The sequence below is a fragment of the Pseudomonas sp. Os17 genome (assembly GCF_001547895.1).
Lineage (GTDB): Bacteria > Pseudomonadota > Gammaproteobacteria > Pseudomonadales > Pseudomonadaceae > Aquipseudomonas.
Window position 1 is genome coordinate 5,979,044 of sequence record NZ_AP014627.1, and the last position, 26,354, is coordinate 6,005,397.

Sequence of the window (26,354 nt, forward strand, 5' to 3'; positions counted from 1 at the left end):
GGGCTCCTCAGCAGTTTTCGAAGTGGGTCTTGCGCTGGCCGCGCAACACGATGTCGAAGCGGTAGGCCAGGCAGTCCATGGGATTGGCGTTGCCCATGTCCAGGCGCGCGATCAGGCTTTGCACCGCATCCGGATTGGCGATGGACTTGACGATCGGGCACAGCGGAATCAAGGGATCGCCTTCGAAATACAGCTGGGTGATCAAGCGCGTGGCAATCGACGGACCGCTGATGGAGAAGTGGATATGCGCCGGGCGCCAGTCGTTGGGGCCGTTGCGCCATGGGTAGGGGCCGGGCTTGATGGTGCGGAAGCTGTAGTAGCCGTCGCGGTCGGTCAGGGCCCGGCCGACGCCGCCGAAGTTCGGGTCCAGGGGCGCCAGGTAGCGGTCGTTCTTGTGCCGGTAACGGCCGCCGGCGTTGGCTTGCCACATCTCCACCAGGGTGTGGGGAATGGGTTTGCCGTACTGGTCGCAGACCCGCCCGGAAACGATGATCCGCTCCCCTACCGGCAAGCCGCCGTTATTGAAGTTGAGCAACAGGTCGTTATCGAAGCGCCCGGTGCGCAGGTGGGAAAAGTCCGGGCCGCTGGTTTCGCTCAGCGATTGCGGAATGCTCACCAGCGCCTGGCGCGGCGAGCGGGCAACGGAGGTCTTGTAGTCGGGGGTCAGGGCCTTGGGGTGCCAATTACGGTCGCGAATCACGAAGCGACTGCTGTCTGCATCAGACATGTCGTTCTCCTGTTGTTTGATTTATGGAGCGCAGCGGGTGCAGTTTCAAACAAATCAGGAGCGCGGAAAATTGAAATGCCGCCCTCAACCCATAACCAAATGGTTATGGATAACAGCCTTCGCGATAGGCCTGTCCCACCTCCCTGAGTACCTCGACCGCCCATTGCGCCGCCAGGGACAGCGGCAGGCTGGCGTTGCTGGAGATGCCCAGCGAACCGCCGGGCTCGCGCAGGCCCAGGTCCAGTTCCTGCAGTTCGCCATTGGCCAGGTCCAGGCGCACCGCATCCAGCGGCGCGATCCACAGCGCATCGCTGGACAGGGTGTAACGCCGGCTCAGGGCCACCGACAGGGTTTCCAAACGCTGTGCCGACTGGGCAATGCCGCACTGCACGAACAGGCTGTCGGCATGCTTGCGGATGCTGGTGCCGGCCAGGGGCAGCACCAGGGGATATTCGCTCACCGCGTCACGGGTGAAGGGACCGACCACCAGCGGATGCTCGGGGCGAGCCACCAGGGTCATGGATTCGCTGTACAGGTGCTCGAAGCTCAGGCCCTGGATCTCCGGACTCTCGGTCATGCGGCCCACCACCAGGTCCAGATCGCCGACCCGCAACTGCGACAGCAGATAGGCGCTCGGGCCGGTCACCACGCTCACGGTCAATGCCGAGTGCCGCTGGTGCAGGCGCCGCATCACCTCCGGCAGCAGCAGGCTTTCCACGGTGGACAGCACGCCGATGCGGACCAGCCCGGCGGCATATTCGCCGCCGCGCAGGCTGCTGACGCCTTCGCGCAGGGCCTGCACCGAAGGCCCGGCGTAACGCAGGAAGGCCCGCCCGGCCTCGGTCAGGCTGAGGCCGGCCTTGCTCCTGGCAAACAGCCGGGTTTCCAGCAGGGCCTCCAGTTCCTTGAGGGTTTTCGACATTGCCGGCTGGCTCACCGCCAGCCTATCGGCGGCTCGGGCCAGGCTGCCCTGGCGGGCCATTTCAAGAAAACACACCAAGTGACGGAATTTGATGCGGGTATCGATGTTCAATAGCAAGCCCCGAATGAGTCTGGACCGGATCGATCCGGCGCCGGGCCATGGTAGCGTGCGCAAAAATCCCTGACGACCGGACTGGCGCCGGTCTGAGCCACCAGCAACACTGACCAGCAGCAAAAACGAGGACTCCCCCATGCTTTGGAAAAAAGGCCGGCGCAGCGACAACGTCGTCGATGTGCGAGATGACAGCAGCAATGGCGGTGGCGGTGGCATGCGGTTTGGCGGCGGCAAGGGGTTGAGCCTGACGGCGATCGTGCTGATCGTCGGTATCGGCTGGGCCACCGGCCAGGACCCGCTGCAAATTCTCGGGCAATTGCTCGGCCAGAGCAGCCAGACCTCGGCGCCGGCCACCCCCCAGGCGCGCAAGGCGCCCCCGGCCAACGATGAGCAGGCGGAATTCGTGCGCGCCATCCTCGGTGATACCGAAGACACCTGGGGCCAGATCTTTCAGCAGGCCGGCCGCCAGTACCAGGCGCCCAAGCTGATTCTGTTCCGTGGCCGGGTCAACTCCGCCTGTGGCGCGGCGACTTCCGCCAGCGGGCCCTTCTACTGCCCGGCCGATCGCCAGGTGTACCTGGACATGGACTTCTTCCGGGAAATGGCCCAGCGCTTTTCCGCCGCCGGCGACTTCGCCCAGGCCTATGTGATCGCCCACGAAGTCGGGCACCACGTGCAAACCCTGCTCGGGGTGTCGGCGAAGATCCAGGCGGCGCGTCAGCAAGGGCGGCAGATGGAAGGCGATGGCGGCTTGCTGGTGCGCCAGGAACTGCAGGCCGATTGCCTGGCCGGGGTCTGGGCCTACCACGCCCAGCAACGCCTGAACTGGCTGGAACCGGGGGACGTGGAAGAAGCCCTGAATGCCGCCAACGCCATCGGCGACGACCGCCTGCAGCAGCAAGGCCAGGGCCGGGTCGTGCCGGACTCCTTCACCCATGGCACCTCGGCGCAACGGGTGCGCTGGTTCAAGACCGGCTTCAGCCAGGGCCAGGTCGGCCAGTGCGACACCTTTGCCGCCAAGAGCCTGTAGATGCGTCGCCTGCTGGCACTGCTGCTGTGCCTGGGCAGCCTGAGCGCCCAGGCCGCTGAACACGGGGTCAAGGTCATCAGCCCCGGACGCCTGCCCCTGGAGGGCGGGCAGCTGGCCCTGGGCCTGAGCCAGGACTGGCGCCAGCCGCTGCCCGGCGTACAGCGGGCGCTGATCATCGTTCACGGTCGTCTGCGCAACGCCCAGACTTACCTGAAGAGCGGCAAAAATGCTGCCGCACGGGCCGGGCAAAGCGCCGCGACCCTGGTGATCGCCCCACAGTTTCTCAACCAGGGCGACAGCGCCCGCCATCCGTTGCCGGCCACGCTGCTGCGCTGGCAGGGCAATGCCTGGATGGCCGGCGAACCCGCTGCCGGCCCCGTGGCCATCAGCGCCTATGCGGTGCTGGACGCCATCCTCCGGCGCCTGCAGGACCGCCGGCTCTTTCCCGCACTCAAGGAAGTGGTGATCGCCGGTCACTCCGGTGGCGCTCAGGTGGTGCAGCGCTATGCCCTGACCACCGGCAAGCATTCCGAGCTGGAAAAGCTCGGCATCGGCCTGCGCTTCGTGATCGCCAATCCGTCGTCCTACGCCTACTTCGATGCCACACGCCCGGTGGCATTCGCGCCGGTCAACTGCCCGGGTTTCAATGACTGGAAATATGGCCTGAACCGGCTGCCGGCCTATGCCGCCGGGCAGTCCCCGGCGCAACTCGAACAGGGCTACGTGGCGCGCGACATCACCTACCTGCTGGGCCAGCAGGACGTCGACCCCAACCACCCGGCCCTGGACAAGAGCTGCGCGGCCGAGACTCAGGGGGCCTACCGGCTGATTCGCGGACGCAACTATTTCGACTACCTGATGCGGCGTCACCCGCAAGGCTTGCCACAACGGCTGGTGGAAGTACCCGGCGTCGGGCATGACGGCGACCGAATGTTCACCTCAGCCGAAGGGCAGGCGGCGCTGTTCAACTAGACCAAGGCGCTGCCAGCCATGACGCTTTCGCCGGCAAGCCGGCGCCTACGGGGCGGGCAGCAGCCGGCTTGCCGGAGAGCCGGCCTTCAGGCCGACAGCAGTTCGTGCAGCTGCGCGCAATCCCGGGCATGCCAGTCGGTCAGCTCCGGCCAGGGGTTGTCCGGCAGGTTCACCAGCACCGTGCGCGTTCCCGCGGCGCGCCCGCAGTCCAGGTCGAAGCGGTAGTCACCCACCATCACCATGCGCTGCGGCGCCACGTCCCAAGCCTCGGCCAGCTTGAGCAAACCACCGGGATGGGGTTTGGGCGGGGCCTCGTCGCGCCCCAGTACATCGGCCTTGGCAAAGCAGTCCGCCAGGCCGATGGCTTCCAGGGTCACGTGGGCCAGTTCCCGGGCATTGCGCGTGAGGATGCCCAGGCGATAACCGCGCCCGGCCAGGTCCCGCACCAGTTCCACCGCGCCCGGCGCCGGGCGCGAACCCAGGGCCAGGTCGCGCTCGTGCTCCAGCAGCCAGGCATGCTTGGCCGCGGACTCGTCCGCCGGCAAGGCCGCCAGGTGCGTGAGGATGTCGTCCTCTGGAGGAATCGACAGCGCCTCGCGGATCGCCGCGAAATCATGCACGGCGATGGTCAGGGTGCCGTCCATGTCGAACACCCAGTGTTTTATCTCTGAAAGACTCATGCCCAATCCTTGCGATGACGGATCAACCCTTCCTGAGTCACCGAGGCTACCAGTTGCCCGGAGCGGTTGAACACGCTGCCCCGGGAAAAGCCCCGGGAATTGCCGGCCCAGGGGCTGTCCATGGCGTACAGCAGCCAGTCGTCGGCCCGCAGGTCGGCGTGGAACCACAGGGCGTGATCGAGGCTGGCGACCTGCATGTCCTTCTGCCACACCGACTTGCCGTGGGGCAGCATCGAGGTGGTCAGCAGGCCGAAGTCCGAGGCGTAGGCCAGCAGGTATTTGTGCAGCGCCGGGATGTCCGCCAGGGCGCCGTCGGCGCGGAACCAGACGTACTTCACCGGGTCCATCGGCTGCGGGTTGTAGGGGTCCTTCTCGGTCACCGGGCGCACTTCGATGGGCTTGGGGCACAGCAGTTTCTCGCGCATGTGCTCGGGAATCAGGTGCGCGCGCTGGGTGGTGATCTCCAGCTCCGACGGCAGGTTTTCCGGCCCGACCACCTGGGGCATGCTGTTCTGGTGCTCGAAACCTTCTTCGTCGTACTGGAAGGAAGCACTGCAGGTGAAGATCGGGTTGCCCTTCTGGATCGCGGTCACCCGCCGGGTACTGAAGCTGCCGCCGTCGCGCACCCGATCCACCTGGTAGACCACCGGCAAGGCGGCGTCGCCGGGACGCAGGAAGTAGCCATGCATGGAGTGCACATGGCGCGCCTCCTCCACCGTCTGACTGGCCGCGGACAACGACTGGCCGAGCACCTGGCCGCCAAACAGCTGGCGAAAACCCAGGTCCTGGCTGCGACCGCGAAACAGGTTTTCCTCGATGGCTTCCAGGGTCAACAGATCGACCAGATCATCCAGCACATGACTCATTCAGACTCTCCTCACACAGGGCAAAACCGCGCAATCTCGGCTGCGGCGGTCTATCAATTGGGGCCAGGTATCTCGTCGGCACATTCTAAACGTGCGCGCCTGCTATCCATGCAAGGTTTCCAGCCATTGTTCGCGGGTAATGCGGTACAGCACATGCTCGCGCAACGGATGATCGGCGGCGAGTTTAGGGTGTTCGAAATCCTCCTGGGCCGCGTGATGCATGCCAATGGCCTGCATGACTTTCTGCGACGGCAGGTTATTGCGGGTGGTGAAGGCCACGACTTCGTCCAGGGCCAGTCGATCGAACGCGCAACGCAAGGCAGTCCAGGCCGCTTCGCTGGCATACCCCAGGCCCCAGTGTTCCCGGGCCAGGCGCCAGCCGATCTCCACCGCAGGGGTAAAGGTCGCTTCGAAGCCCACCTCCAGCAGCCCGGTAAAGCCGATAAAGGCACCGTTATCCTTACGTTCAAGCGCCCAGAGGCCAAAGCCATGTTCGGCGAAATGCCCGCGTATGCGCCCGATCAGCGCGGCACTTTCCAGACGACTCAAGGGCGCGGGAAAGTAGCGCATGACCTGCGGATCGGCACACATAGCGGCAAATGCCGGCAAATCATCATCACGCCACTGGCGCAGCAACAGGCGCGCGCTTTCGAGTTGCAATATTGGCTCCATCGGGCCCCTCCGTTTCCATGGGTGCAAGTCTACATCGCTGATAGGATCCTTCACGGGTTCCTCTAAGAAAATGCCATGTCATTGCCACTGATCTATCACGACGACTACAGCCCCGAGTTTCCGCCGGAACACCGCTTCCCCATGGACAAGTTCCGCCTGCTGCGCGACCACCTGGTGGACAGCGGCCTGACCCGCGACGCCGAGCTGCTGCGCCCCGAGCTGTGCCCGGCCGACATCCTCGCCCTGGCCCACGACCCCGCGTATATCGAGCGCTACATGAGCGGCGAGTTGTCCCGGGAAGACCAGCGGCGCCTTGGCCTGCCCTGGAGCGAAGCCCTGGCCCGGCGCACCGTGCGCGCTGTCGGCGGCTCCCTGCTGACGGCCGAAAAGGCCCTGCAACATGGCCTGGCCTGCCACCTGGCCGGCGGCACCCATCACGCCCACTACGACTATCCGGCGGGGTTCTGCATCTTCAATGACCTGGCGGTGATCAGCCATTACCTGCTGCAAAGCGGGCGCGTGGGGCGAGTGCTGATCTTCGACTGCGACGTACACCAGGGCGATGGCACTGCACGGATCCTGCAACATACCCCCGATGCGGTGACCGTCTCGCTGCACTGTGAAAAGAACTTCCCCGCACGCAAGGCCCAGAGCGACTGGGATATCCCACTGCCCATGGGCATGGGCGACGCCGACTACCTCAAGGTGGTGGACGACACCCTCAACTACCTGCTGCCGCTGTATCAGCCCGACCTGGTGCTGTACGACGCCGGGGTCGACGTGCACCAGGACGACGCCCTGGGCTACCTCAAGCTCACCGATGCCGGTGTGGCCGAGCGCGACGAACGGGTCATGCGCCATTGCCTGGGCCGCGACATTCCCGTGGTCGGGGTGATCGGCGGCGGCTACAGCAAGGACCGCCAGGCCCTGGCCCGGCGCCACGGCATCCTCCATCACAGTGCACAGCGGGTCTGGGAATCCTCGGGCTGCTACTGAACCCGGCGGCCTTACCCACATCCGCTGTGGAGCCGCTTGTGGATAACCTGGGAGAAAGCCCCGCCAGCCCATGTTTTCCGGGGGCTGCGAGCAATCGTCTGTTTTTTGATCAATGCCATCAGACGGTCACAGTGTTGTGGGTCGCTTACCCCCAATCCCTGTGGAGCCGCCTGTGGATAAGCTGCGTGAAACACGCTGCAGCCCTCTATCGACAAGGCTTGCAGTACGGTGCCTGTTTTTTGATCAGCGGCATCTGGCGTTCGGCGACGCCCTAGCGCTTACCCCCAATCGCTGTGGAACCGCCTGTGGACAACCTGCGTGAAAGTCGCCACAGCCCACGCGGCGCAAGGCCTGCAGACAATCGACTAGTTTTTGATCAGTTTCATCAGGGTGTCATCCAGGTGTGGGCCGCTTACCCCCAATCCCTGTGGAGCTGCCTGTGGACAACCTGCGCGAAAGTCGCGCCAGCCCACGGCACACAAGGCATGCAGCCCGATGCTCAGTTTTTGACCAGGCTGCATCGGTCCAGCAAGCCCCCTGCACCTCGGGTAGAATGCCCGGCCTATTTCCTCAGCCCCGCCTCTGCCATGACTGCATCGCACTCTTCCACGCCCCACCACGTCGCAATCATCGGCGGCGGCCCCGCCGGCCTGATGGCGGCCGAGGTACTGAGCCAGGCCGGCGTTCGGGTCGATCTGTACGACGGCATGCCATCGGTGGGCCGAAAGTTCCTCCTGGCCGGGGTCGGTGGCATGAACATCACCCACTCCGAAGCCTACCCGGCCTTCCTCTCGCGCTATGCCGAGCGGGCGCCGTACATCGCCCCGCTGCTGCGCGAATTCGGCGCCGAGGCCTTGTGCCAGTGGATTCACGGCCTGGGCATCGACACCTTCGTCGGCAGCTCCGGGCGGGTGTTTCCCACCGACATGAAGGCCGCGCCACTGCTGCGCGCCTGGCTCAAGCGCCTGCGCGACGCCGGGGTGGTTATCCACACCCGCCACCGCTGGCTGGGCTGGAATGCCGACGGCAGCCTGCGTATCCAGCACCCCGACGGCGAGCTCGCGGTAAAGGCCGATGCCACCCTGCTGGCGTTGGGTGGAGGCAGTTGGTCGCGCCTGGGTTCAGACGGTGCGTGGCTGCCGCTGCTGCAACAGCGCGGCGTGCAGGTGGCGCCCTTGCAACCGAGCAATTGCGGGTTCGAGGTCAGTGCCTGGAGCGAGCCGCTGCGCAGCAAATTCGCCGGGGCGCCGCTGAAGAACGTGGCCATCGGCCTCAATGACGACATCCCTCGGCTGGGTGAATGCGTGATCACCGCCAGCGGCATCGAGGGCAGCCTGATCTATGCCCTGTCGGCAGCGATCCGCGACAGCATCGTCCGGCACGGGCAAGCGACCGTTCATATCGACCTGCTGCCGGGCAAGCCTCGGGACAAGGTTCAGGCGGCCCTGGCCAAGCCGCGTGGCTCGCGCTCCATGGCCAAGCACCTGCAGAGTCAGTTGGGGATCGAGGGGGTCAAGGCCGGGTTGCTGCGGGAGCTGACGGGCGCCGACACCTTCAACGATCCGGCACGCCTGGCGGCGGCGATCAAGGCGCTGCCCTTGACCCTGGTGCGCCCGCGGCCACTGGACGAAGCCATCAGCAGCGCCGGCGGCGTCACCTTCCAAGCGCTGGATGAACGGCTGATGCTGGCGCCAATCCCGGGGGTGTTCTGCGCCGGGGAAATGCTCGACTGGGAAGCCCCCACCGGCGGTTACCTGCTGACCGCCTGCTTTGCCAGCGGACGGCGGGCCGGGCTGGGGATGCTCGAATGGCTGAACAGCAGCGGCAAGCCATAAGCTACAAGCGGCAAGCTCACCTGAACTTGCCGCTTACAACTTGCAGCTTGTAGCTGCTTTCAAGGTTTGCGCTTGCGCGGTCCGGTGTTGAACGCCGGGACCTTGCGCACCGGTTTCACCGCCGGGGCTTCGGCCACTTCGCCACTGTCCACCCACTTGCCCAGGTTGCGCTTGCCGCCACCGCCGGACGTTTTCGGCTTCTTGGGCTTTTTCGGTTTTTTGACCACCTGACCGCTGGCGTCGGTTTCCGGCACCCGGTGCTCGGGCTCGAAATCCTGCTCTTCATGGCGCTTCAAGGTCTGGCGAGTGAGCATCTCGATCGCCGACAGCAGGTTGACTTCATCGGCGCACACCAGGGAGATCGCCTCGCCGGTGGAGCCGGCACGGCCGGTACGACCGATGCGGTGGATGTAGTCCTCGGCGACGATCGGCAGGTCGAAGTTGACCACCAGCGGCAGGTCTTCGATGTCCAGGCCACGGGCCGCCACGTCGGTGGCCACCAGGATCTGGATCTCACTGGCCTTGAACCGGTCCAGGGCGCGCTGGCGCGTGGCCTGGGGCTTGTCACCGTGGATGCCGTCGGCGTTCACGCCCTGGCCCTGCAGCTTCTCCACCAGGGCGTCCACGCCGTTGCGGGTCTTGGCGAACACCAGCACCTGCTTCCAGCGGTTCTTGCGCAGCAGATGGCTGAACAGCTCCGGCTTGCGCTTCTTGTCCACCGGCACCACCCATTGCTTGACCGTGTTGGCGGCCACGTTGCGCGGGCTGACCTCGATGCTCAACGGGTCCTTGAGCATCTGCCCGGCCAGCAGGCGGATGGCGTCGGAGAAGGTCGCGGAAAACAGCAGGGTCTGGCGCTTTTTCGGCAACGCCGCGTAGATGTCCTTGAGCTCCTCGGAGAAGCCCAGGTCGAGCATGCGGTCGGCTTCGTCCAGCACCAGGGTCTGCAACTGGCTGAACTTCACCGCGTTCTGCCGGTACAGGTCCAGCAGACGCCCCGGAGTCGCCACCAGCAGGTCCACGCCTTTGCGCAGCTTCATCATCTGCGGGTTGATGCTGACCCCGCCATACACCGCATAAGTGCGCAGCGGCAGGTGCTCGGCGTACTGGCGCACGCTTTCGTGAACCTGTTCGGCCAGCTCCCGGGTCGGCACCAGGATCAGCGCACGCACCGAATTGCTGTCGACCTTCGGCCCTTCGATGGTCAGCAACTGCAGCAGCGGCAAGGCGAAACCGGCGGTCTTGCCGGTGCCGGTCTGGGCCGCGGCCATCAGATCACGCCCGCCCAGGACCGCCGGAATGGCTTGTGCCTGTACCGGGGTCGGGGTCTGGTAGCCGAGGGTTTCAAGGGCGCGCAGCAAGGGTTCGATCAGGCCAAGAGTGGCGAATGTCATTGGGGGTACCGTAGGAAAAAGTCAGCACAGAAGAGGCAATGGCCGGCAGTTTACCGCACTTTTGCGCGCTTGCTTTCCCGACCGCCGCTTGGCATCGCCGGCCATCCACCGCCTCGTACATGACCGAAAAGGCCTGGCGGACATGTACAAGCAACAGGTCGATTCATAACATTCACCGCGCCGGCAAACCTCCCGAATCCATCCCATCAGCGCCCGTCACTCAACGATTCCCAATACAGGTTTCGCGCTGCGCTGTGCCTTTCCCGGAGTGGTCATGCCTCATCGCACATTGCCTTCCCTTTCCCTGGCCGATGCCATCCGCGCAGCCGGCCTGGGTGCCGTCCTGCTCATGCCCCTGGCCAATCCGGTCCTGGCCCACGAGACATCCCCCGTCACAACTGTCGCTGACAGCGCCGCGGCGATCAGCGGCCCGTTCATCGACATCCAGGCCTTGAACCCCGATCCCCGGCTGCGCAATGCACCGGCCGCCAGTACCCAGCGCCTGACCCAGGCCACCGGCCTGAGCATCGGCGCCCTGCGTCTGGACCAGGACGATCGCTTCAAGGACATCAAGGTCCTGGTGGGCCGGGCCCAGGGCACCAGCCGCCTGGCGTACAACGAAAGCAACGTCGTGGTCACAACGCGCAGCGATGGCAGCTTCATCGCCCTGCTGCCCAACGCCACCATTCGCGGTGATGCCGACGGTCGGCAGACGCTGATCCCGGCCGAGACAGGACACTCCCACGCTCCCGGCAACATCGACTACGAAAAGCCCGCCGAACCGCCAGTGCCCAACCTGCTGCAAACCCGTGACGGCCAGCGCAGCCTGCAGATCGACCGCAACGCCCGGGGCGAAACCGTCATCGATCTGCTGGCCGGTTTCTCCCAGGCCGCCGCCGACTACATCGGCGACCACGAAGCCTACGCCCTGGCCCAGGTCGCCTCGGTCAACCATGCCCTGCGCCAGTCACTGATCAACGGGGTGCGCCTGCGCCTGGTGGGCACCCAGGTGATTGCCGAGGATCACCCGATCACCTCCGGCCCCGACGGCACCATGCGCAAGGTCAGTACCCTGTTCGCCGAGGGCATGCGGCAATACAGCCCCGACCTGGTGACCGGGTTCTTCGTCGGCACCCCGGGGGTCGACACCATGCTCGGCTGGGGCAATATCAACGGCCGCTACTCGATCAACAACATCAAGTCCCCCACCACCTTCCGCCATGAGGTGGGGCACAACATCGGCGGCGACCATTGCTCGGACGGCAGCAGCGACCGCTTCGGCTACCACAACGGCCGGGTGGGCACGATCCTGTGTGGCAACCACGTGGGCTACTACTCCAACCCGGATGTCAGGGACAACCTGGGCGTACCCCTGGGCCAGCTGGGCACCGCCAACATGGCCCGCCTGTGGCGTGAAGGGGCCCAGCGCATGTCCGCCTACAGCCCGGCGGTGATTCCCATGGATCACGAGGAAGCCCAACCGCTGCTGAACAAATCCATCGACCTGCGACGGGACACGATCCACTACGAGGCCCTGGACATTCCCGAGGGCACCGAGCGCCTGGCGTTGTCGATCAACCACGGCCCGCGCCATGAACGCGCGGGCAAGGTGCAACTGCTGCTCAAGCACGGCGCCCGCCCCAGCGTCAGCGACTATGACTACCGCACCCTGGAAAACCATGGCGTCGCCCTGGGGGTCAATCATCCCAAGCCCGGACGCTGGTACGTCGGGGTACGAGCCGAGAAGAACAAGAGCGCCAGCGACCAGTTGCTTGAAGGCCATGTCTTCGCCAAGACCCGGGAAACCAGCCAGGCTCGCTACCTGCGCTTTGTCGCCACGTCGTCGATCAACGGCAGCAACGTCGCCAGCATCGCCGAACTGCTGCTGGCCGACGCCAAGGGCAAGCCGCTGCCGAGAAGCGGCTGGCGCGTCCACTCGGTCAACGGCAAGACCTCCGGCATCGACAACAGCCTGTGGTTCGTCGATGGCAAACCGAACTCGTACTGGAGTTCGGGCAGCGCCCGCTATCCCCACGAGATCATCATCGACCTCGGAGCAGAGCGAGGCTTCTCCTCCTTGAACTACCTGCCGCGGCAAAACAACGATGCCGCCGGCAACATCAAGGGCTACGAAGTGTATGGCGGCGACAGCCCGACCAGCGCCTGGGCGCTGCTGGCCAAAGGCGAGTTCAGTGCCGACAACGAGGTCAAGTCCGTTGCCCTCAAGCCGGTCGCGGCCATCCAGCCACCTGTCGCCGTGATCAGCGGTCGCAGCCAGGCCAACGCCGATGAACGGGTGCAACTGGATGCCTCGGGTTCCAGCGACCCGCAAGGCCGAGCCTTGAGCTTTGCCTGGCATGTCACGCCGGCACTGGACTTCGAGCTTGACGGCGCGCGCATCAGCTTCAGCGCGCCGCGGCTCAAGCAGGACACCCGCTATCGCTTCACCTTGAGCGTGGACAACGGCCAGAAAACCACCACCGCCGAGCACAGCGTCACGGTCCTCGCCCCGCCGCAAACGGCGCCCGGCTGCACAAGTGCCTGGAATCGCAGCACGGCCTACCTGGGCGGTCAGAAAGTCAGCCACAACGGGCGCTTCTTCCTCGCCCGCTGGTGGACCCAAGGCCAGGAGCCGGGCAACCCGGCGTTCACCGGGCCGGACTTCAGCGGCAAGGTCTGGAGCGACCTCGGGCCCTGTCACTGACTTTCACCGGGGGCTTCACGCCCCCGGCAACCAGCCCCCTCCCCCCGCGCAGACGGCGGCCCTTGTCGGCTGCCGTCTGCGTGACCTCGCCGAGGCCCCTGCAGCGCGCTGCATGTCAGTGCTTGGCCGCCCAGGACGATTGGCGCCCCGCCCCCAGCAGCGCCCCACCCGGGCGCCTAGGACCGGTACGAAAAGCCCCCTGTTCGATGTACGCCCGGAGCGCCCCTGCCTATGATGCCCTCCGCCGGCACAACTCCTTATCCACCTTCTCAGCGCGGACGCTTTAGCGGTCCTGTTCGCCAGGTTTCGCACCGCGCCGAGACTCTCCAGGAATAGTTATGTCGAGCTTCAGATTGACTGCCTTGTCCCGCGCTACCCGCCTTTGGGGCGCCAGCCTGGGCGCCGCCCTGCTCTTGCCCCTGGGCATGGTGCAGGCCGATGTCGGCCAGCCCACTCCCGATGCGACTCAGGGCGCGACGGTGATCCAGGGTCACTTCATCAACCTGCCGATGCCCGGTGCCAGGGCCATGCCATTCAGCGCGGTCGAAACCGGTACCGAACAGTTGCAACAGGTCACCGGGATGCGCATCCGCAGCCTGGTCCCGCAACAGGACGATACCTTCAAGGACCTGCGGGTCATGACCGGCCAGCTGGAAGGACGTGCCCGCACCCTCAGCGCCCCCGGAGAGATGACCCTCGCCGCGCGTCCCGACGGCAGCTTTCTCGCCCTGTTGCCGGACGCCAATGCGATCATTCGCGGCGACGCTAACGGCCAGCAGTCGTTGATCCACCTCGACCCCGGGGCGGCCTTTGACCCGTCGAGCGTCGACTACATCGCCAATGACGGCAGCGAGCCGCCAGCCCAGAAGGAATCACGCAGCGGCCTGCGCAGTTTCCAGGTCGACCGCAACGTCCAGGGCGAAACCGTGATCGACCTGCTGGCCGGGTTCTCCCAGGCCGCCGCCGACTATATCGGTGACCACGAAGCCTACGCCCTGGTCCAGGTGGCCTCGGTCAACCGCGCCTTGCAACAGTCCAAGGTGCAGGGCGTGCGCCTGCGCCTGGTGGGCACTCAAGTTGTGCCAAAGGATGTCGCCATCACCAGCCCCAACGTGAATCAGGTGCGCAACGTCTTCGCCGAAGGCATGCGCCGCTACAGCCCGGACGTGGTCGCCAGCTTCGTCGTTGGCATCCCCGGGGAGAACACCGCTGTGGGTTGGGGCCAGCTACCCGGGCGCTACACCATCAACTCCATCAAATCGTCCACCGTGTTCCGTCACGAACTGGCCCACAACATCGGCGGTAGCCACTGCTCCGATGGCAGCCACTACCGCTTCGGTTACAACAACGGTCGGGTCGGCACTATCCTCTGCGGCAACCATGTGGGCTATTTCTCCAACCCGGACGTCAAGGACAGCCGCGGCGTGCCGCTGGGCAACGCGACAACCGCCAACATGGCCCGGGTCTGGCGGGAAAACGCGGCGCTGATGTCGGCCTACAGCCCTTCCGTGGTCCCGCTCGAACAGGAGCAAAGCACCTCGATCCTCAACCAGAAAGTCAGCCTGGCCAGCGGCCAGACCCGCTACTTCCCGGTGGATGTGCCCGAAGGCACCCGGCGCCTGGTATTCACCGTGGTGGACGGCGAACTCACCGAGAAGGCCGGCCAGATCCAGTTGCTGCTCAAGCGCGGCGCCCAGCCCAGCGGCTCAAGCTACGACTACCGCTCGGCACGCAGCCACAACGTGTCCCTGGGGGTGAACGACCCGCAGCCGGGACGCTGGTACCTGGCGGTCAACACCGACAACCGGGCCACTCATGACCAGGTGCTTGAAGGCCACGCCTATGGTCTGACCCAGGACACGGCCCAGGGCCGCTACCTGAAATTCGTCGCCACCTCCGCGGTGGACGGCAAGGACAACGCCAGCGTCGCCGAACTGCTGCTGGTGGATGCCAAGGGCAAGGCCCTGCCCCGCGAGAGCTGGAAGGTTGTGTCCACCAGCAGCGCGGTGCCTGGCGCAGCGGTCGGCAACCACGCCATCGACGGCAACCCCAACTCCTACTGGAGCACGGCGCCGGGGGCGCGCTACCCCCATGAAATACTGATCGACCTGGGGGCCGACAGCCGCTTCTCGCAACTGCACTACCTGCCGCGCCAGGACGCCGGCCTGAGCGGCAACATCAAGGGCTATCAGGTCTATGGCAGCAGCAGCGTGAACGGCGCCTGGACCCTGCTGGCCGACGGCGAATTCAGCGCCGACAACGAGGTCAAGGCCGCGTCCCTCAAGCCGGTGAATGCCGGTGAACCTCCGGTGGCGGTGATCAGCGGCAAGACCGAAGCCAACGCCGGGGACAGGATCGTCCTCGATGCCTCGGCCTCCAGCGATCCCCAGGGCAATGCCCTGAGCTTCGCCTGGGAAGCCTCGCCGCGCCTGGACTTCGACTACGACGGCGCGCGCATCAGCTTCACCGCGCCGGAACTACAGGAAGACACCCGCTACCGTTTCACCCTGACCCTGAGCAACGGCAAGCAGAGCAGCACCCGGACCCACGAGATGCTGATCAAGGGCAAGGCCGGCACCGCCAGTTGCAAACCGGAATGGACGCTCAGGGGCACTTACGTCGGCAACGATGTGGTGCAGTGGAAAGGTCGTCAGTACCAGGCCCGCTGGTGGACCTCGGGCGCCGAGCCGGGCCTGGCCAGCACCACCGGCCCGGACGGCGCCGGCAAGGTCTGGCGGGACCTGGGCCCGTGCCAGAGCGGCGGCGAGAAACCGGTCGAGCCACCGGTGGAGGAAGTCAAACCGCCGGTAGCCGTGATCGGCGGTACCAGCCAGGCCAAGCCGGGCGAAACGGTCTACCTCAACGCCAGCGGGTCCAGCGACCCGGCGGGCCTGAAGCTCAGCTACAGCTGGAGCGTCAACCCAAGCGTCGCCTTTGAAGCCGCTGGCGACCTGATGAAGTTCGTCGCCCCGAGGGCTGCCCAGGACGTGATCTACAACGTCAGCCTGACAGTGAACAACGGCAAGCACAGCGCTACCCGAGTGCATCAGGTCAAGGTGCTGGCCGAGAAGCCGGCGCCGGTCAAGCCGCCGCTGGCGAGCATCGCCGGCGTCAGCCAGGCCAAGGGCGGTGAAACAGTGACCCTGGACGCCGCCGGCTCCAGCGATCCGGCCGGCCTGGCGCTGAGCTACCAATGGACCGTGACGCCCAGCGTCGCCTTCCAGGCCTCGGGGTCGAAACTGATCTTTGTCGCGCCCAAGAGCGACAAGGACATCAGCTACCGCTTCACCCTGAACCTGGGCAACGGCAGCCATACGGTCAGCCGCGACCATAGCGTGACCGTGCTGGCCGACAGCGTGGAAACGCCAGCCGGTTGCCTGGGCGCCTGGAGCCGTCAAGGCACCTACCTGGCCAACGACAAGGTCAGCCACAACGGCCGCTACTACATCGCCCGCTGGTGGACCAAAGGCAACGAGCCGTCTGCTGCCACTGTCGGTGGCGAAGGCAGTGGCAAGGTCTGGCGCGACGCCGGCGCCTGTAACTGATGCCAGAGGCGTGACCGCTTGCTCCGCAATCCGGTCACCCTTTCCCGGCCACTTCAGGTAAAAGGATGGGCGGCGACTGCCATCAGTCGTCGTCCGCCCTCTGCCGCTGAACGCCGTCGACTCCTCCAAGGCGCGCCCCCACTGGCAGAACACCGATGCTTTGCCAATGGAGATCCGAATGCGCAAATCTGCCCTGTCCGCATGGATGCTAGCGGGCCTTTCCCTGTGTCTGTCCCAGGTGCAAGCCGCCGAACTCATCGGCTTTCGTGAAGTGACGCTGGCGGACGCCAGTCAGCAGCGCCCCCTGCATGTCGCCCTCTGGTACCCCACCACGGCCTCCTCCCCCGCCCTGACCTCGGCCGATAACCGGATTTTCCAGGGCCTGACCACGATCCAGGATGCCCCGCCCAGCAGCAGCGCACACCCGTTGGTGGTGCTGTCCCACGGCTACCGCGGCAACTGGCGCAACCTCAGCTGGCTGGTACCCGAGCTGGTCGACCAGGGCTATATAGTCGCGGCCCCCGATCACCCGGGCACCAGCACATTCGACCAGCGCCCCGCAGAAGCCGCGAAGCTCTGGGAACGCCCGCGCGACCTGAGCCGGGTCATCGACGAGCTCAGCCGCGACAACAGCCTGGCCGGCACGGTCGACCCGCAGCGCATCGCCGCCATCGGCCACTCCCTGGGCGGCTGGACCGTCACCGCGCTGGCTGGTGCCCGCTACAGCCCGCAACGCTACCTGGAGGAATGCCGGCTGCATCCCAATCCGCGCCTGTGCGGACTGGCGCCCGAACTGGGGATCACCCCGGAGCACCAAGGCCCTCTCGGCGCAGACCTGCGGGACCCGCGAGTCAAGACCGTCGTCGCGCTGGACCTGGGGTTCGCCCGTGGCTTTATCCCCGAGAGTGTGTCGACGCTGAAGACACCGATCCTGGTCCTGGGAGCCGGAGTGAACATCGCGGACATGCCGGTGGAAGAAGAGTCGGGCTACCTGAACGCCCATCTGGCGTCCCCGCCTTCGCGCTATCAGGTCCTGGCCGATGCCAGCCACTTCAGCTTCATGCAGCTGTGCAAGCCGGACGCCGCAGCCTTGCTCAAGGAGCAGGCGCCTGGGGACCAGATCATCTGCCGGGATGGCGATGGCGCGGATCGCCAGGCCCTGCACCGGCAGGCGGCGCAATTGATCGGCGACTTTCTCCGCCAGAACCTTGCCGGCCAGGCACCAGCCGGCTGATCAGGCCACCTCTTGCTGCACCGCGGCTTTCGGCTTGCGCCACTGGGGCAGGCCGATCAGCACCACCGCGCTGATGATCACCAGCATGGCCAGGGCCTCTTCGATGCCGATGGTTTCACCGACAAAGACGATCCCCAGCAGCACCGCCACCGCCGGATTGACGTAGGCATAGCTGGTGGCCGCGGCCGGCCGCACGTGCTTGAGCAGGTACATGTAGGCGTTGAAGGCGATGATCGAACCGAAGCCGGCCAGGTAGGCCAGGGCCAGCCAGCCTTCCAGGGGCGGCATGGCGTCCAGGTGCTCGCCGCTCAAGGTGCTGCCGATCATCAGCACCACGCCACCAACGAGCATTTCCGCCGCGCTGGCCATGGCTCCCTGGGGCAGCGGCAGGTGCTTGCTCCACACCGAACCGAAGGCCCAGGCCGCCGCGGCGAACAGCAGCAGCGCGGCCCCCAGCGGGCTGGATTGCAGGTTGGAACCCAGGTTGAGCATGCCGATGCCGATCATCCCGAGGAGGATGCCGGCCCACTCCAGGCGCGTATTGCGCGCGCCCCAGAAGTAGCCGCAGAGCAGGGTAAACAGCGGCACCGTGGCCACCGCCAGGGCCGCCACGCCGGAGGTCACCCCGGAGTGTTCGGCCAGCGTCACCGCACCATTGCCGCAACTGAGCAGCAGCACGCCGATGATCCCGGCGGCCTTCCATTGCGCCCAGGTCGGTGCCGGAACCCCGCGCCAGCGCAGGAAGGCATACATCAGGCTGCCGGCGATGATGAAGCGCACGCCGCCGAGCATCAGCGGCGGCCAGTACTCGACGCCAATGCGGATCACCAGGTAGGTCGACCCCCAGATCACGTACAAGGCAAAGAAAGCGGCGATCAACGGCAGGGAAAAACGGCTTTGGCCAGGCATGGGAGGCAGCTCGGAGCAGGCAGGAGGAACACTATTCTAGAAAGGCGACCTGGTGAACTTAAGTTACAAAACCTGTTTATAAGGGCAGTACACTTTCCAAAGCATGGAGTTCTGCGCTAAATACCGTGCTTTCGAAAGTCGGTCCGATCAGGAGCCATCCATGGACAAATACGACCGCTTGCTCCTGGCCAGCCTGCTGGAAAACGGCCGGGCGAGTTACGCCGAGCTGGCGCGCAAGGTCAACCTCTCAGCGCCGGCGGTGGCCGAGCGCGTCGCCAAGCTGGAGGCCAGCGGGGTGATCACCGGCTATCAGGCCAAGGTCGACATGGCCAAGGTCGGCTTGCCGATCCAATGCGTGATCGAACTGCGCCTGGCCCAGCATGGCAACCAGAAAAACTACGACGAGTTGATCAAGATCCCCCAGCTCACCGAATGCCATCGGGTGACCGGCGATCCTTGCGTGATCATGCAGGCGGCAGTGGGCTCGATGCCGGAGCTGGAAGAGCTGATCAACCGTGTGGCCCAGTTCGGTTTCAGCAAGACCTCCATCGTGCTGTCCAGCGCCATCGAACGGCGGGTGCCCCTGGGGCAACTGGAAAGCAACGGCAAATGAATCCGGAGCCTGGGCTCAGCCCCCGCGCTGACGCTTGAGGTGCTCGGGGATCTTGGCCGCCGGGACTTTCTGCAGTTTGCAGAGAAAGTCGTGGGACAGCTCACGCACGCCATGGGTGTGCCGCAGCTCGCCCGCCAGGTGCGCCACCAGGTTGGCGGCCATTTCCGCATCGGCCATGGCCCGGTGCGCCTGGCCGGTGTGGGGCAGGCCGGCGTACTGGGTCAGGGTGCCCAGCTTGTGGTTGGGGGCCGCCGGCATCAGGCGTCGGGCCAGCAACAGCGAACAGGCAAAATTCTGCAAACGGGTGCGCTTGATCCGCCCCAGCTCGAAATCCCAGAACTTCTGGTCGAACGCCGCGTTGTGGGCCAGCAACGGCGTGGTGCCGACGAACTCGTTGACCTCGTTCATCACCTGCTCCGCCGACGGTGCGCTGCGCAACATGGCGTTGCTGATGCCGGTCAGCTGTTCGATGAAGCCCGGCACCCGCACCCCGGCGTTCATCAGGCTCTGGTAACGCTCGACGATGCGCCCCTGCTCAAGCATCACCACGGCGATTTCCGTGGCCCGGCAACTGCTGCTCGGGGAGATTCCGGTGGTTTCAAAGTCGATGACGGCAATACGTTCCAAACCTGTGCAGCTCCGTATGAAAAATGATCAGCTCTTGAGCAGCAGGGCGCCTTCGATCGGCACATAGCGCGTGGCGGCGCGAATCAGCGAATTGGCGGTCAGGCCCGGCACGCCGTAAGCCACGGCGCTGACCCCGTGCTTGTGGATGATGCGTTCGAGCAGCAGGTCGAAGTCGCCGTCGCCGGAGGCCAGCACCACTTCGTCGACCTGGGCGGCGGCGTCCATGATGTCGATGGTGATGCCCACGTCCCAGTCGCCCTTGGCCGAGCCGTCGCTGCGCTGAATGTAGGGTTTGAGTTTTACCGTGAAGCCCAGGTTGCGCAGGATCTGCTGAAACTGCTGCTGCTTGCTGTCACCGCGATCGATGGCGTAGGCATAGGCTTCGACGATCTGCCCTTGCTTGCTGATATCCGCCCACAGCGCCGCGTAGTTGAAGTGACAACCATAGGCCTGGCGAACGGTGTAGTAGAGGTTCTGGACATCGGCGAACACAGCGATTTTTTTCACCGCTAATCCTCATGGCGCAGCAGCGCGGGGGCTGGAACGGGGCTCAAGACCCGAAAAAAGTCGCCCAGTATGCCAGTCACGAGGAATGTTCCGCGAATAATCGGTCCGGAGCAGGCACCTGCCCCGGACCGACGGTGGGTCAGACGAAGGAGTCGTCGTCGGAGAAGAACGAGCTGTCGTCGCTGCCGTAGTCGGCGTTGCTGAAGCCGCCCTGGTCGTTGCCGCCCCAGGCGTCGTTGTTGGCCAGACGCTGATCGTCATTGCCCCAGCCGCTGTTGTCGCTGGCCGGCGCCGGTTCTTCCTTGATGACTTCGACGATTTCCTGGGGTTGCTGATTGCTGTGGAACAGGCTGCTGATGCCCTGCGCCAGCATCACCCCGCCGGCCACGCCGGCAGCGGTTTTCAAGGCGCCTCCGAGGAAGCCGCTGCCGGCCGCGGCCGGAGCAGGTGCTGGCGCATAGTTCTGCTGCGGCGCGCCAAAGCCCTGCTGGGCCGGTGCACCAAAGGACGAACGCGACGGCTCACGCCAGCCTCCGCCGGAGGATGGCGCCACGCTCGGGGCCTGCGCGGGCGCCGGAGCCGGCTCGCGGGAGCCACCGAAGATGCTCGACAGAAAACCGCCGCTCGCCGCCGGAGCTGGCGCTGCGGCCTGGGAGCGGGCCTGTTGCAGCTCGGCCTGCAACTGCTGCACTTGCTGGGTCAGTTGCTTGTTCTGCTGGTCGAGGCTTTTCAGGGCCGCCTCCTGCACCAGGATCGCCTGGGTCATGAAATACCCGGCCGCAGGCTGGCGGGTCAGATGCTCCTTGATCCGCGCCTCGGCCTGGGCATCACGCGGGGCTGAATCCGTTTCGGCTTGCTGCAACCGTGAAAACAGTCCATCGATCAGGGTTTGCTCTTCGCTGTTCATGGCGACCTCTTTAGATTGCCGGTAAAAATCTGGTCCGCGCCCCCACAGGGCTGCGGTACGCACCAGTTATGGGGCTGGGGCGACGACTTTCAATGGTCTTTACTCAAGGTTTACGTTTGCTCCCGGAGGGCCTGCATCGGTTAAAGTGTCAAACCGCTTGGTCAACTGCGATCCCCATCAATGACTCCGTTAGATGTTCTGCGCGACTCTTTCTATTTCTTCCAGCGTAATCTCGGCCGCATCGCCCAACTGTGCCTGCCTCTGGTGATTCTCGAGGCGCTGTTGCAGCAGGGCGTGAGCAGCGCCCTGGGCGAGAAGGCCTTCCCCGGCTCCAGCGTGGTGGTGGGCCTGTTGCTGTATCCCTTGTACACCGGCGCGCTGATCCTGTTTCTCGATGCCCGCACTCGCGGGCAGTCGCCCCGCAATCGCGATCTGTGGGCCATGGCCCTGAGCCTGTGGCCGCGCTTCGCGCTGCTGACCGCGGTCAGCACGCTGTTGATTCTGCTCGGGCTGTCGCTGTATTTCCTGCCGGGGCTGTGGCTGATGGTGGTGCTGGCCTTCGCCGAGTACCTGCTGGTACTCAAGGGCCTGGCGCCCCTGGCGGCGATCAAGGAAAGCCTGCGCCTGAGCCGCGGGCACTTCCTGCGCATCCTGTTGTGCATCCTGGCGGTCATGGCCCCGCTGTGGCTGCTCAAGGGGGCGAGCGAAGCCGCCTATCCCGAACCGCTCAACCCGATCCTGAGCCTGGTGCTGGACAGTGCCTACAGCTTCCTGCAGTTGTTCACCAGCGTGGTGCTGTTCCGCCTGTTCATGCTCATCAACGAGCAGTCGGACCAGCGCTGAAACGCTGCGCAACCGCTCTGCCCCTTGGGTGAGGGCGGCGCACTCGGTTATGCTCCGGCCCATCCCGCAACGCCATAAGCCGAGCCGATGACCCGTCTACTGCGCATCACCCTGTTGAGCCTGCTACTGATCGGCCTGGTGCTGGCCAGCCTGATCTACAGCCTGACCTGGCGTCCGCAGCCCAAGGAAACCCTGACGGTCAGTTGCAGCGCCCAGGCCGCTCCACTGGTGCCGGGCCAGGCGCTCAAGGTGATGACCTGGAACCTGCAATACCTGGCCGGCAAGCGCTACGTGTTCTGGAACGACCAGGCCCGGGGCGAGGATGAACGCCCGACCCTGGAAGACATGGCCTTCAGCCTCGACGAAGTGGCCCGGGTGATCCGCGACGAACAACCGGACCTGGTGCTGCTGCAGGAAGTGGACAACGGCGCCAAGGCCAGCGCCTACCAGGATCAGCTCAAGCTGCTGCAGGAGCGGGTCACCGACCTGTACCCCTGCAGCACCCAGGCTTACGACTGGAAGGCCGATTTCGTGCCCTCCCCGCACATTTTTGGCAGCGTCGGCCGGCAACTGGCGACCCTCAGCCGCTACCGCATCGAACACGCCGAACGCCTGCAACTGCCGGTTGCCCCACAGCCACTCATCAGCCGGCAATTCCAGCCCAAGGACGCCCTGCTCCTGAGCTACCTGCCCCTGAGCGACGGCGGCCAACTGGTGGTGCTCAATACCCACCTGGAACGTGCGCAGCGGGCCGACGACACACAACAGAGGCAAGTGACGGCCATTGCCAAGGTGCTGGACAAGCTGGAAAGCCGCGGCACGCCCTGGCTGATTGGCGGCGACTTCAACCTGCTGCCCCTGGGCCAGTACCAACGCCTGAGCGAAGCACAGCGCGCGCCGTATCAGATCGACAGCCCGCTGCACCTGCTGTGGGACAAGTACCCGATGATCCCCAGCAACACCCAGGCCAGCGGCGTCGACCGTGCGCGCTGGCTGACCCACTACCCCAACGACCCGAGCCTGGACGGCCCGGATCGCACGGTCGACTACCTGTTCTACAGCCCGCGCCTGAAGCGGGTCGAATCCCGGGTGCGCCAGGACGATACCCTGCGCATCTCCGATCACTTGCCGGTGCTGGCGCGCTTTCTGTTACCGGCCCAGTAAGCCCCGCTCTCTATTTGCGCGGTTTGACCCGGGCCGTCGCCTCGGCGATCAACGGGTCATCCGGCCAGTAGTGCTTGGGATAACGCCCCTTGAGGTCCTTCTTGACCTCGGCATAGGTGCTGCGCCAGAAGTTGGCCAGGTCCTGGGTGACCTGCACCGGACGCCGCGCCGGGGACAACAGGTGCAACTTGACCACCTGGCGCCCGCCGGCAATCCGCGGGGTGTCCGACAGACCGAACAGCTCCTGCAGGCGCACGGCCAGAATCGGCGGCTGCTCGCTGTAGTCCAGGCGGATCGACGACCCCGAAGGCACCGTCAGATGGTGCGGCGCGAGTTCGTCCAGGCGCTGGGGCAGCGGCCAGGGCAGCAGGTTGTGAACGATGCTGGCCAGCTCCAGATTGGCAAAATGACTGAGGCGCGACACCTTGCCCAGGAAGGGTTGCAGCCATTGCTCCAGGCCTTCGAGCAAGGCGCCGTCGCTGACATCCGGCCATTGGCTCTCGCCCTTGTCCGCCAGCTCGAGCTGGCGCAACAACATCACCCGGGCCTGCCACTGGCGCAGTTCCGGGGTCCAGGGCAACAGCTCCAGTCCCTTGCGCCGCACCAGATTGACCAGGGCCCGGCAACGGGCAGCTTCGTCCAGGCCGCTGAGGGGCTCACGGTCGAGCACCAGCTCACCGACCTTGCGCTGGCGCTCGGCGCGCAGCACACCTTCGCGCTCATCCCAGTCCAACTGGTCGACCGTCCGCACCTGCTCCGCCAGCACGCTGTCGAACAGCGCCGGATCGAAATCCGCTGCCAGGTAGATGCGTTCTTCACGCTGGCCCTGGCGACTGCCCAGGTCGGCCACCACCAGCCAGGGCTGCTTCATCAGGTTGTCGGCTTCGCTGAACTGCGCCGCGCGGCCGTTGGCCAGACGATACTCGGCGCCACCGGGACGCCGCTGCTGGGCCACGCGGTCGGGATAGGCCAGGGCCAGCAGGGCCCCGAGCCAACGCGGATGCTCGGGATCGCTGACGGCGGACTCTGCCTGCCCACGCAGGTAGCTGCGGTATTGACGCGACAGTTGCCGTGCTCGTTGTACGCCGCCCTGAGCACCGCGGGCCGCCCGCTCCTCTCCCGAAAGCAGCACCAGGCGACTGTGCAGATCGGCCCCGGCCCCCCGCAGAATGTCCCGCTCCCCCAACAGCGCCGCGACGTCACAGGCCATCTGCGCCAGCCCCAGGGACTGGCCACGCAACAGCAAGTGGGCGATGCGCGGATGAGCCGGCAACTCGGCCATGGCCTGGCCGTGGCGGGTCAAGGTGCCGTCGTCGTTGAGCGCTCCCAGGCGCCGCAACAGATCCTGGGCCTGGGCATAGGCGGCGCCGGGCGGCGCGTCCAGCCAAGCCAGCTGGTTCGGCGCCACGCCCCAGCGCGCCAGTTGCAGGGCCAGTCCGGCCAGGTCGGCCTGGAGAATCTCCGCACTGGCATAGGCGGCCAGTTGTTCCTGTTGGTCGGCGGACCACAAGCGATAACAAACGCCGGGTTCCAGACGCCCGGCCCGACCGGCGCGCTGGGTCGCGCTGGCGCGCGAGATGCGCTGGGTGTCGAGGCGGGTCATGCCGCTGCCGGGGTCGAAGCGCGGGACCCGCGCCAGTCCCGCGTCCACCACCACCCGTACACCGTTGATGGTCAGGCTGGTTTCGGCAATGTTGGTGGCCAGCACCACTTTGCGCTGGCTCGCCGGGGCCGGGTCGATGGCGGCGCGCTGGGCCGCCAGGTCGAGCTCGCCGTGCAATGGGCACAGCAGGATATCGTCGCGCGGCCCCAGGGCTTCGGCCAGTTGCTGATGGACCCGGCGGATCTCCGCCTGCCCGGGGAGAAACACCAGCAGGCTGCCGCTTTCATCATTGAGGGCTTCCAGAACCGTCTGCACCACTCGCGGCTCGATGAACTCGCCAGGCTGGAACGGGAGCCCCCAGCGCTGGGTCACCGGGAACATGCGCCCTTCACTGCGCAGGATCGGCGCATCGCCCAGCAGCGTGGACAGCCGCTCGCCCTCCAGGGTCGCCGACATCAACAGGATCTTCAGCGGCTGCTGGTCACGGAACAGCTCGCGACCATTGAGACTCAGGGCCAGGGCCAGATCGGCATCCAGGCTGCGCTCGTGAAATTCGTCGAAGATCAGCAGCCCCACCCCTTCCAGGGCCGGGTCGTCCTGCAGGCGACGGGTGAGAATGCCTTCGGTGACCACTTCGATACGGGTGCGCGGGCCGACCTTGCTGTCCAGGCGGATGCGGTAGCCCACGGTTTCCCCGACTTTCTCCCCCAGCTCGCTGGCCAGGCGCTCGGCGGCGGCCCGTGCCGCCAGCCGCCGGGGTTCGAGCATGAGGATGGTCTGTCCTGCCAGCCAGTCCTGATCCAGAAGCGCCAGGGGCACGCGGGTGGTCTTGCCGGCCCCGGGCGGGGCTTCGAGCACCGCTTCATGGCGCGCCGCCAGGGCCTCGCGCAGTGCAGGCAAAACTTCATCAATTGGCAAAGAATTCATGCTGGCTCCCAAACAGAGGCGCGAGTATAACGGCGAACTGCCTGGGGTTAATCATGGTCTGAGTGCTGATCGACAAGACTCAACACCCCGCTCCATCCTTCTTTGCTTTCGTGCTTGCTAGGAGATTTCCATGCGTATTCCCCACCGTGTCATTGGCGGCGTCCTGATCACCACCCTGCTGACCCAACTGACTGCCTGCGGTTCGATCTTCTTCCCCGACCGGCGCGGCCAGATCGACGGCAAGATCGATCCGGTGGTCGTGGTACTGGATGCCGTTGGCCTGCTGTTCTATGTGATCCCGGGGCTGATCGCCTTTGGCGTCGACTTCGCCACCGGGGCGATCTACCTGGAGCCCGGCAAGACCGCGCAGATCGCCCCGGAAAAACTCCAGCAGGCCATTGGCGCCGACGGTAAAGTCGACAACCGTAAACTGCAGGCCATTCTGGAAAGCGAACTGGGGGGCCACTTCCCCCTGGATGACCCGCGCCTGATCCAGCACAAGGGCAGCGTGCAGCAACTGGCCCTGTATGGCCTGCAGCCCGCCGCCTGACCCCCCGACTCAA

General features: G+C 65.7%; 22 protein-coding genes. 11 read left to right on the plus strand and 11 right to left on the minus strand.

Features of this window, described 5'->3' with window-relative positions; genetic code table 11:
• Positions 1-7: 7 nt before the first annotated feature.
• Entirely contained in the window at positions 8-727 is a 720-nt protein-coding gene (gene pcaH, locus POS17_RS26445; RefSeq protein WP_060841215.1) for a protocatechuate 3,4-dioxygenase subunit beta, read from the minus strand.
• A 103-nt stretch (positions 728-830) separates the two neighbouring features.
• Entirely contained in the window at positions 831-1,760 is a 930-nt protein-coding gene (gene pcaQ / locus POS17_RS26450) for a pca operon transcription factor PcaQ (protein ID WP_060841216.1), read from the minus strand.
• A 139-nt stretch (positions 1,761-1,899) separates the two neighbouring features.
• On the opposite strand from pcaQ, the gene ypfJ reads away from it, so the two are divergent.
• Positions 1,900-2,793: a KPN_02809 family neutral zinc metallopeptidase gene (ypfJ, locus tag POS17_RS26455; protein WP_060841217.1), complete on the plus strand. Its 894-nt coding sequence runs from the start codon at positions 1,900-1,902 to the stop codon at positions 2,791-2,793.
• A complete protein-coding gene (locus tag POS17_RS26460; RefSeq protein ID WP_060841218.1) occupies positions 2,794-3,765 on the plus strand; it encodes a hypothetical protein in 972 nt (323 codons plus the stop codon).
• Positions 3,766-3,851: 86 nt separating this feature from the next.
• Here POS17_RS26460 and POS17_RS26465 read toward each other — a convergent pair whose 3' ends face one another.
• The 3 genes from POS17_RS26465 to POS17_RS26475 form a co-directional block, all read right to left on the minus strand.
• Entirely contained in the window at positions 3,852-4,445 is a 594-nt protein-coding gene (locus POS17_RS26465) for an HAD family hydrolase (RefSeq protein ID WP_060841219.1), read from the minus strand.
• The gene (gene tesB, locus POS17_RS26470) at positions 4,442-5,311 is read right to left on the minus strand and encodes an acyl-CoA thioesterase II (RefSeq protein ID WP_060841220.1); all 870 of its coding nucleotides are present in this window, start codon (positions 5,309-5,311) and stop codon (positions 4,442-4,444) included. The genes POS17_RS26465 and tesB overlap by 4 nt, the downstream gene beginning before the upstream one ends.
• Positions 5,312-5,413: 102 nt before the next feature.
• Positions 5,414-5,983, minus strand: coding sequence for a GNAT family N-acetyltransferase (locus POS17_RS26475; RefSeq protein ID WP_060841221.1), 570 nt, complete (start codon positions 5,981-5,983; stop codon positions 5,414-5,416).
• Between the two features lie 75 nt (positions 5,984-6,058).
• On the opposite strand from POS17_RS26475, the gene POS17_RS26480 reads away from it, so the two are divergent.
• Both POS17_RS26480 and POS17_RS26485 read left to right on the plus strand, forming a co-directional pair.
• Complete coding sequence (locus POS17_RS26480; RefSeq protein ID WP_060841222.1) at positions 6,059-6,979, plus strand: histone deacetylase family protein; 921 nt, start codon at positions 6,059-6,061, stop codon at positions 6,977-6,979.
• A gap of 587 nt (positions 6,980-7,566) precedes the next feature.
• Positions 7,567-8,814: a TIGR03862 family flavoprotein gene (locus POS17_RS26485; RefSeq protein ID WP_060841223.1), complete on the plus strand. Its 1,248-nt coding sequence runs from the start codon at positions 7,567-7,569 to the stop codon at positions 8,812-8,814.
• A gap of 59 nt (positions 8,815-8,873) precedes the next feature.
• Here the strand turns inward: POS17_RS26485 and POS17_RS26490 are convergent, their stop codons facing one another.
• A complete protein-coding gene (locus tag POS17_RS26490; protein WP_060841224.1) occupies positions 8,874-10,208 on the minus strand; it encodes a DEAD/DEAH box helicase in 1,335 nt (444 codons plus the stop codon).
• 274 nt (positions 10,209-10,482) lie between these two features.
• Between POS17_RS26490 and POS17_RS26495 the strand changes: the two genes are divergently transcribed.
• The 3 genes from POS17_RS26495 (at position 10,483) to POS17_RS26505 (ending at position 17,691) form a co-directional block, all read left to right on the plus strand.
• Positions 10,483-12,912, plus strand: coding sequence for a discoidin domain-containing protein (locus POS17_RS26495; protein ID WP_060841225.1), 2,430 nt, complete (start codon positions 10,483-10,485; stop codon positions 12,910-12,912).
• Positions 12,913-13,250: 338 nt separating this feature from the next.
• On the plus strand, positions 13,251-16,457 hold the full coding sequence (locus POS17_RS26500; protein WP_060841226.1) for a discoidin domain-containing protein: 3,207 nt from the start codon (positions 13,251-13,253) through the stop codon (positions 16,455-16,457).
• Positions 16,458-16,635: 178 nt separating this feature from the next.
• Positions 16,636-17,691, plus strand: a complete 1,056-nt coding sequence (locus tag POS17_RS26505; protein ID WP_060841227.1) for an alpha/beta hydrolase family protein — start codon at positions 16,636-16,638, stop codon at positions 17,689-17,691.
• Here the strand turns inward: POS17_RS26505 and yedA are convergent, their stop codons facing one another.
• The gene (gene yedA, locus POS17_RS26510; protein WP_060841228.1) at positions 17,692-18,600 is read right to left on the minus strand and encodes a drug/metabolite exporter YedA; all 909 of its coding nucleotides are present in this window, start codon (positions 18,598-18,600) and stop codon (positions 17,692-17,694) included.
• 160 nt (positions 18,601-18,760) lie between these two features.
• On the opposite strand from yedA, the gene POS17_RS26515 reads away from it, so the two are divergent.
• Complete coding sequence (locus POS17_RS26515) at positions 18,761-19,213, plus strand: Lrp/AsnC family transcriptional regulator (protein ID WP_060841229.1); 453 nt, start codon at positions 18,761-18,763, stop codon at positions 19,211-19,213.
• Positions 19,214-19,228: 15 nt separating this feature from the next.
• Here the strand turns inward: POS17_RS26515 and POS17_RS26520 are convergent, their stop codons facing one another.
• The 3 genes from POS17_RS26520 to POS17_RS26530 all read right to left on the minus strand — a co-directional run bounded on the left by POS17_RS26520 (position 19,229) and on the right by POS17_RS26530 (position 21,254).
• A complete protein-coding gene (locus POS17_RS26520; RefSeq protein WP_060841230.1) occupies positions 19,229-19,840 on the minus strand; it encodes a 3'-5' exonuclease in 612 nt (203 codons plus the stop codon).
• Between the two features lie 27 nt (positions 19,841-19,867).
• Complete coding sequence (locus tag POS17_RS26525) at positions 19,868-20,347, minus strand: LabA-like NYN domain-containing protein (RefSeq protein ID WP_060841231.1); 480 nt, start codon at positions 20,345-20,347, stop codon at positions 19,868-19,870.
• Between the two features lie 139 nt (positions 20,348-20,486).
• Positions 20,487-21,254, minus strand: coding sequence for a DUF2076 domain-containing protein (locus POS17_RS26530; RefSeq protein ID WP_060841232.1), 768 nt, complete (start codon positions 21,252-21,254; stop codon positions 20,487-20,489).
• Positions 21,255-21,434: 180 nt separating this feature from the next.
• Here POS17_RS26530 and POS17_RS26535 point away from each other — a divergent pair, with 180 nt between their 5' ends.
• Both POS17_RS26535 and POS17_RS26540 read left to right on the plus strand, forming a co-directional pair.
• Entirely contained in the window at positions 21,435-22,097 is a 663-nt protein-coding gene (locus tag POS17_RS26535) for a YciC family protein (protein WP_060841233.1), read from the plus strand.
• Positions 22,098-22,184: 87 nt separating this feature from the next.
• Entirely contained in the window at positions 22,185-23,261 is a 1,077-nt protein-coding gene (locus tag POS17_RS26540) for an endonuclease/exonuclease/phosphatase family protein (RefSeq protein ID WP_060841234.1), read from the plus strand.
• Positions 23,262-23,271: 10 nt separating this feature from the next.
• Here POS17_RS26540 and hrpB read toward each other — a convergent pair whose 3' ends face one another.
• Positions 23,272-25,791, minus strand: coding sequence for an ATP-dependent helicase HrpB (hrpB, locus tag POS17_RS26545; RefSeq protein ID WP_060841235.1), 2,520 nt, complete (start codon positions 25,789-25,791; stop codon positions 23,272-23,274).
• Between the two features lie 130 nt (positions 25,792-25,921).
• On the opposite strand from hrpB, the gene POS17_RS26550 reads away from it, so the two are divergent.
• Positions 25,922-26,341: a hypothetical protein gene (locus POS17_RS26550; protein ID WP_047306214.1), complete on the plus strand. Its 420-nt coding sequence runs from the start codon at positions 25,922-25,924 to the stop codon at positions 26,339-26,341.
• Positions 26,342-26,354: the final 13 nt, after the last annotated feature.

Excerpts from the sequence above, each read along its gene's own strand:
- tesB (WP_060841220.1), bottom strand. The coding sequence starts at position 5,311 with ATGAGTCATGTGCTGGATGATCTGGTCGATCTGTTGACCCTGGAAGCC.
- POS17_RS26480 (WP_060841222.1), top strand. The coding sequence starts at position 6,059 with ATGTCATTGCCACTGATCTATCACGACGACTACAGCCCCGAGTTTCCG.
- POS17_RS26475 (WP_060841221.1), bottom strand. The coding sequence starts at position 5,983 with ATGGAGCCAATATTGCAACTCGAAAGCGCGCGCCTGTTGCTGCGCCAG.
- yedA (WP_060841228.1), bottom strand. The coding sequence starts at position 18,600 with ATGCCTGGCCAAAGCCGTTTTTCCCTGCCGTTGATCGCCGCTTTCTTT.
- POS17_RS26505 (WP_060841227.1), top strand. The coding sequence starts at position 16,636 with ATGCGCAAATCTGCCCTGTCCGCATGGATGCTAGCGGGCCTTTCCCTG.
- POS17_RS26515 (WP_060841229.1), top strand. The coding sequence starts at position 18,761 with ATGGACAAATACGACCGCTTGCTCCTGGCCAGCCTGCTGGAAAACGGC.
- POS17_RS26540 (WP_060841234.1), top strand. The coding sequence starts at position 22,185 with ATGACCCGTCTACTGCGCATCACCCTGTTGAGCCTGCTACTGATCGGC.
- ypfJ (WP_060841217.1), top strand. The coding sequence starts at position 1,900 with ATGCTTTGGAAAAAAGGCCGGCGCAGCGACAACGTCGTCGATGTGCGA.
- hrpB (WP_060841235.1), bottom strand. The coding sequence starts at position 25,791 with ATGAATTCTTTGCCAATTGATGAAGTTTTGCCTGCACTGCGCGAGGCC.
- POS17_RS26490 (WP_060841224.1), bottom strand. The coding sequence starts at position 10,208 with ATGACATTCGCCACTCTTGGCCTGATCGAACCCTTGCTGCGCGCCCTT.
- POS17_RS26530 (WP_060841232.1), bottom strand. The coding sequence starts at position 21,254 with ATGAACAGCGAAGAGCAAACCCTGATCGATGGACTGTTTTCACGGTTG.
- POS17_RS26465 (WP_060841219.1), bottom strand. The coding sequence starts at position 4,445 with ATGAGTCTTTCAGAGATAAAACACTGGGTGTTCGACATGGACGGCACC.
- POS17_RS26550 (WP_047306214.1), top strand. The coding sequence starts at position 25,922 with ATGCGTATTCCCCACCGTGTCATTGGCGGCGTCCTGATCACCACCCTG.
- POS17_RS26485 (WP_060841223.1), top strand. The coding sequence starts at position 7,567 with ATGACTGCATCGCACTCTTCCACGCCCCACCACGTCGCAATCATCGGC.
- POS17_RS26460 (WP_060841218.1), top strand. The coding sequence starts at position 2,794 with ATGCGTCGCCTGCTGGCACTGCTGCTGTGCCTGGGCAGCCTGAGCGCC.
- POS17_RS26495 (WP_060841225.1), top strand. The coding sequence starts at position 10,483 with ATGCCTCATCGCACATTGCCTTCCCTTTCCCTGGCCGATGCCATCCGC.
- POS17_RS26500 (WP_060841226.1), top strand. The coding sequence starts at position 13,251 with ATGTCGAGCTTCAGATTGACTGCCTTGTCCCGCGCTACCCGCCTTTGG.
- pcaH (WP_060841215.1), bottom strand. The coding sequence starts at position 727 with ATGTCTGATGCAGACAGCAGTCGCTTCGTGATTCGCGACCGTAATTGG.
- POS17_RS26535 (WP_060841233.1), top strand. The coding sequence starts at position 21,435 with ATGACTCCGTTAGATGTTCTGCGCGACTCTTTCTATTTCTTCCAGCGT.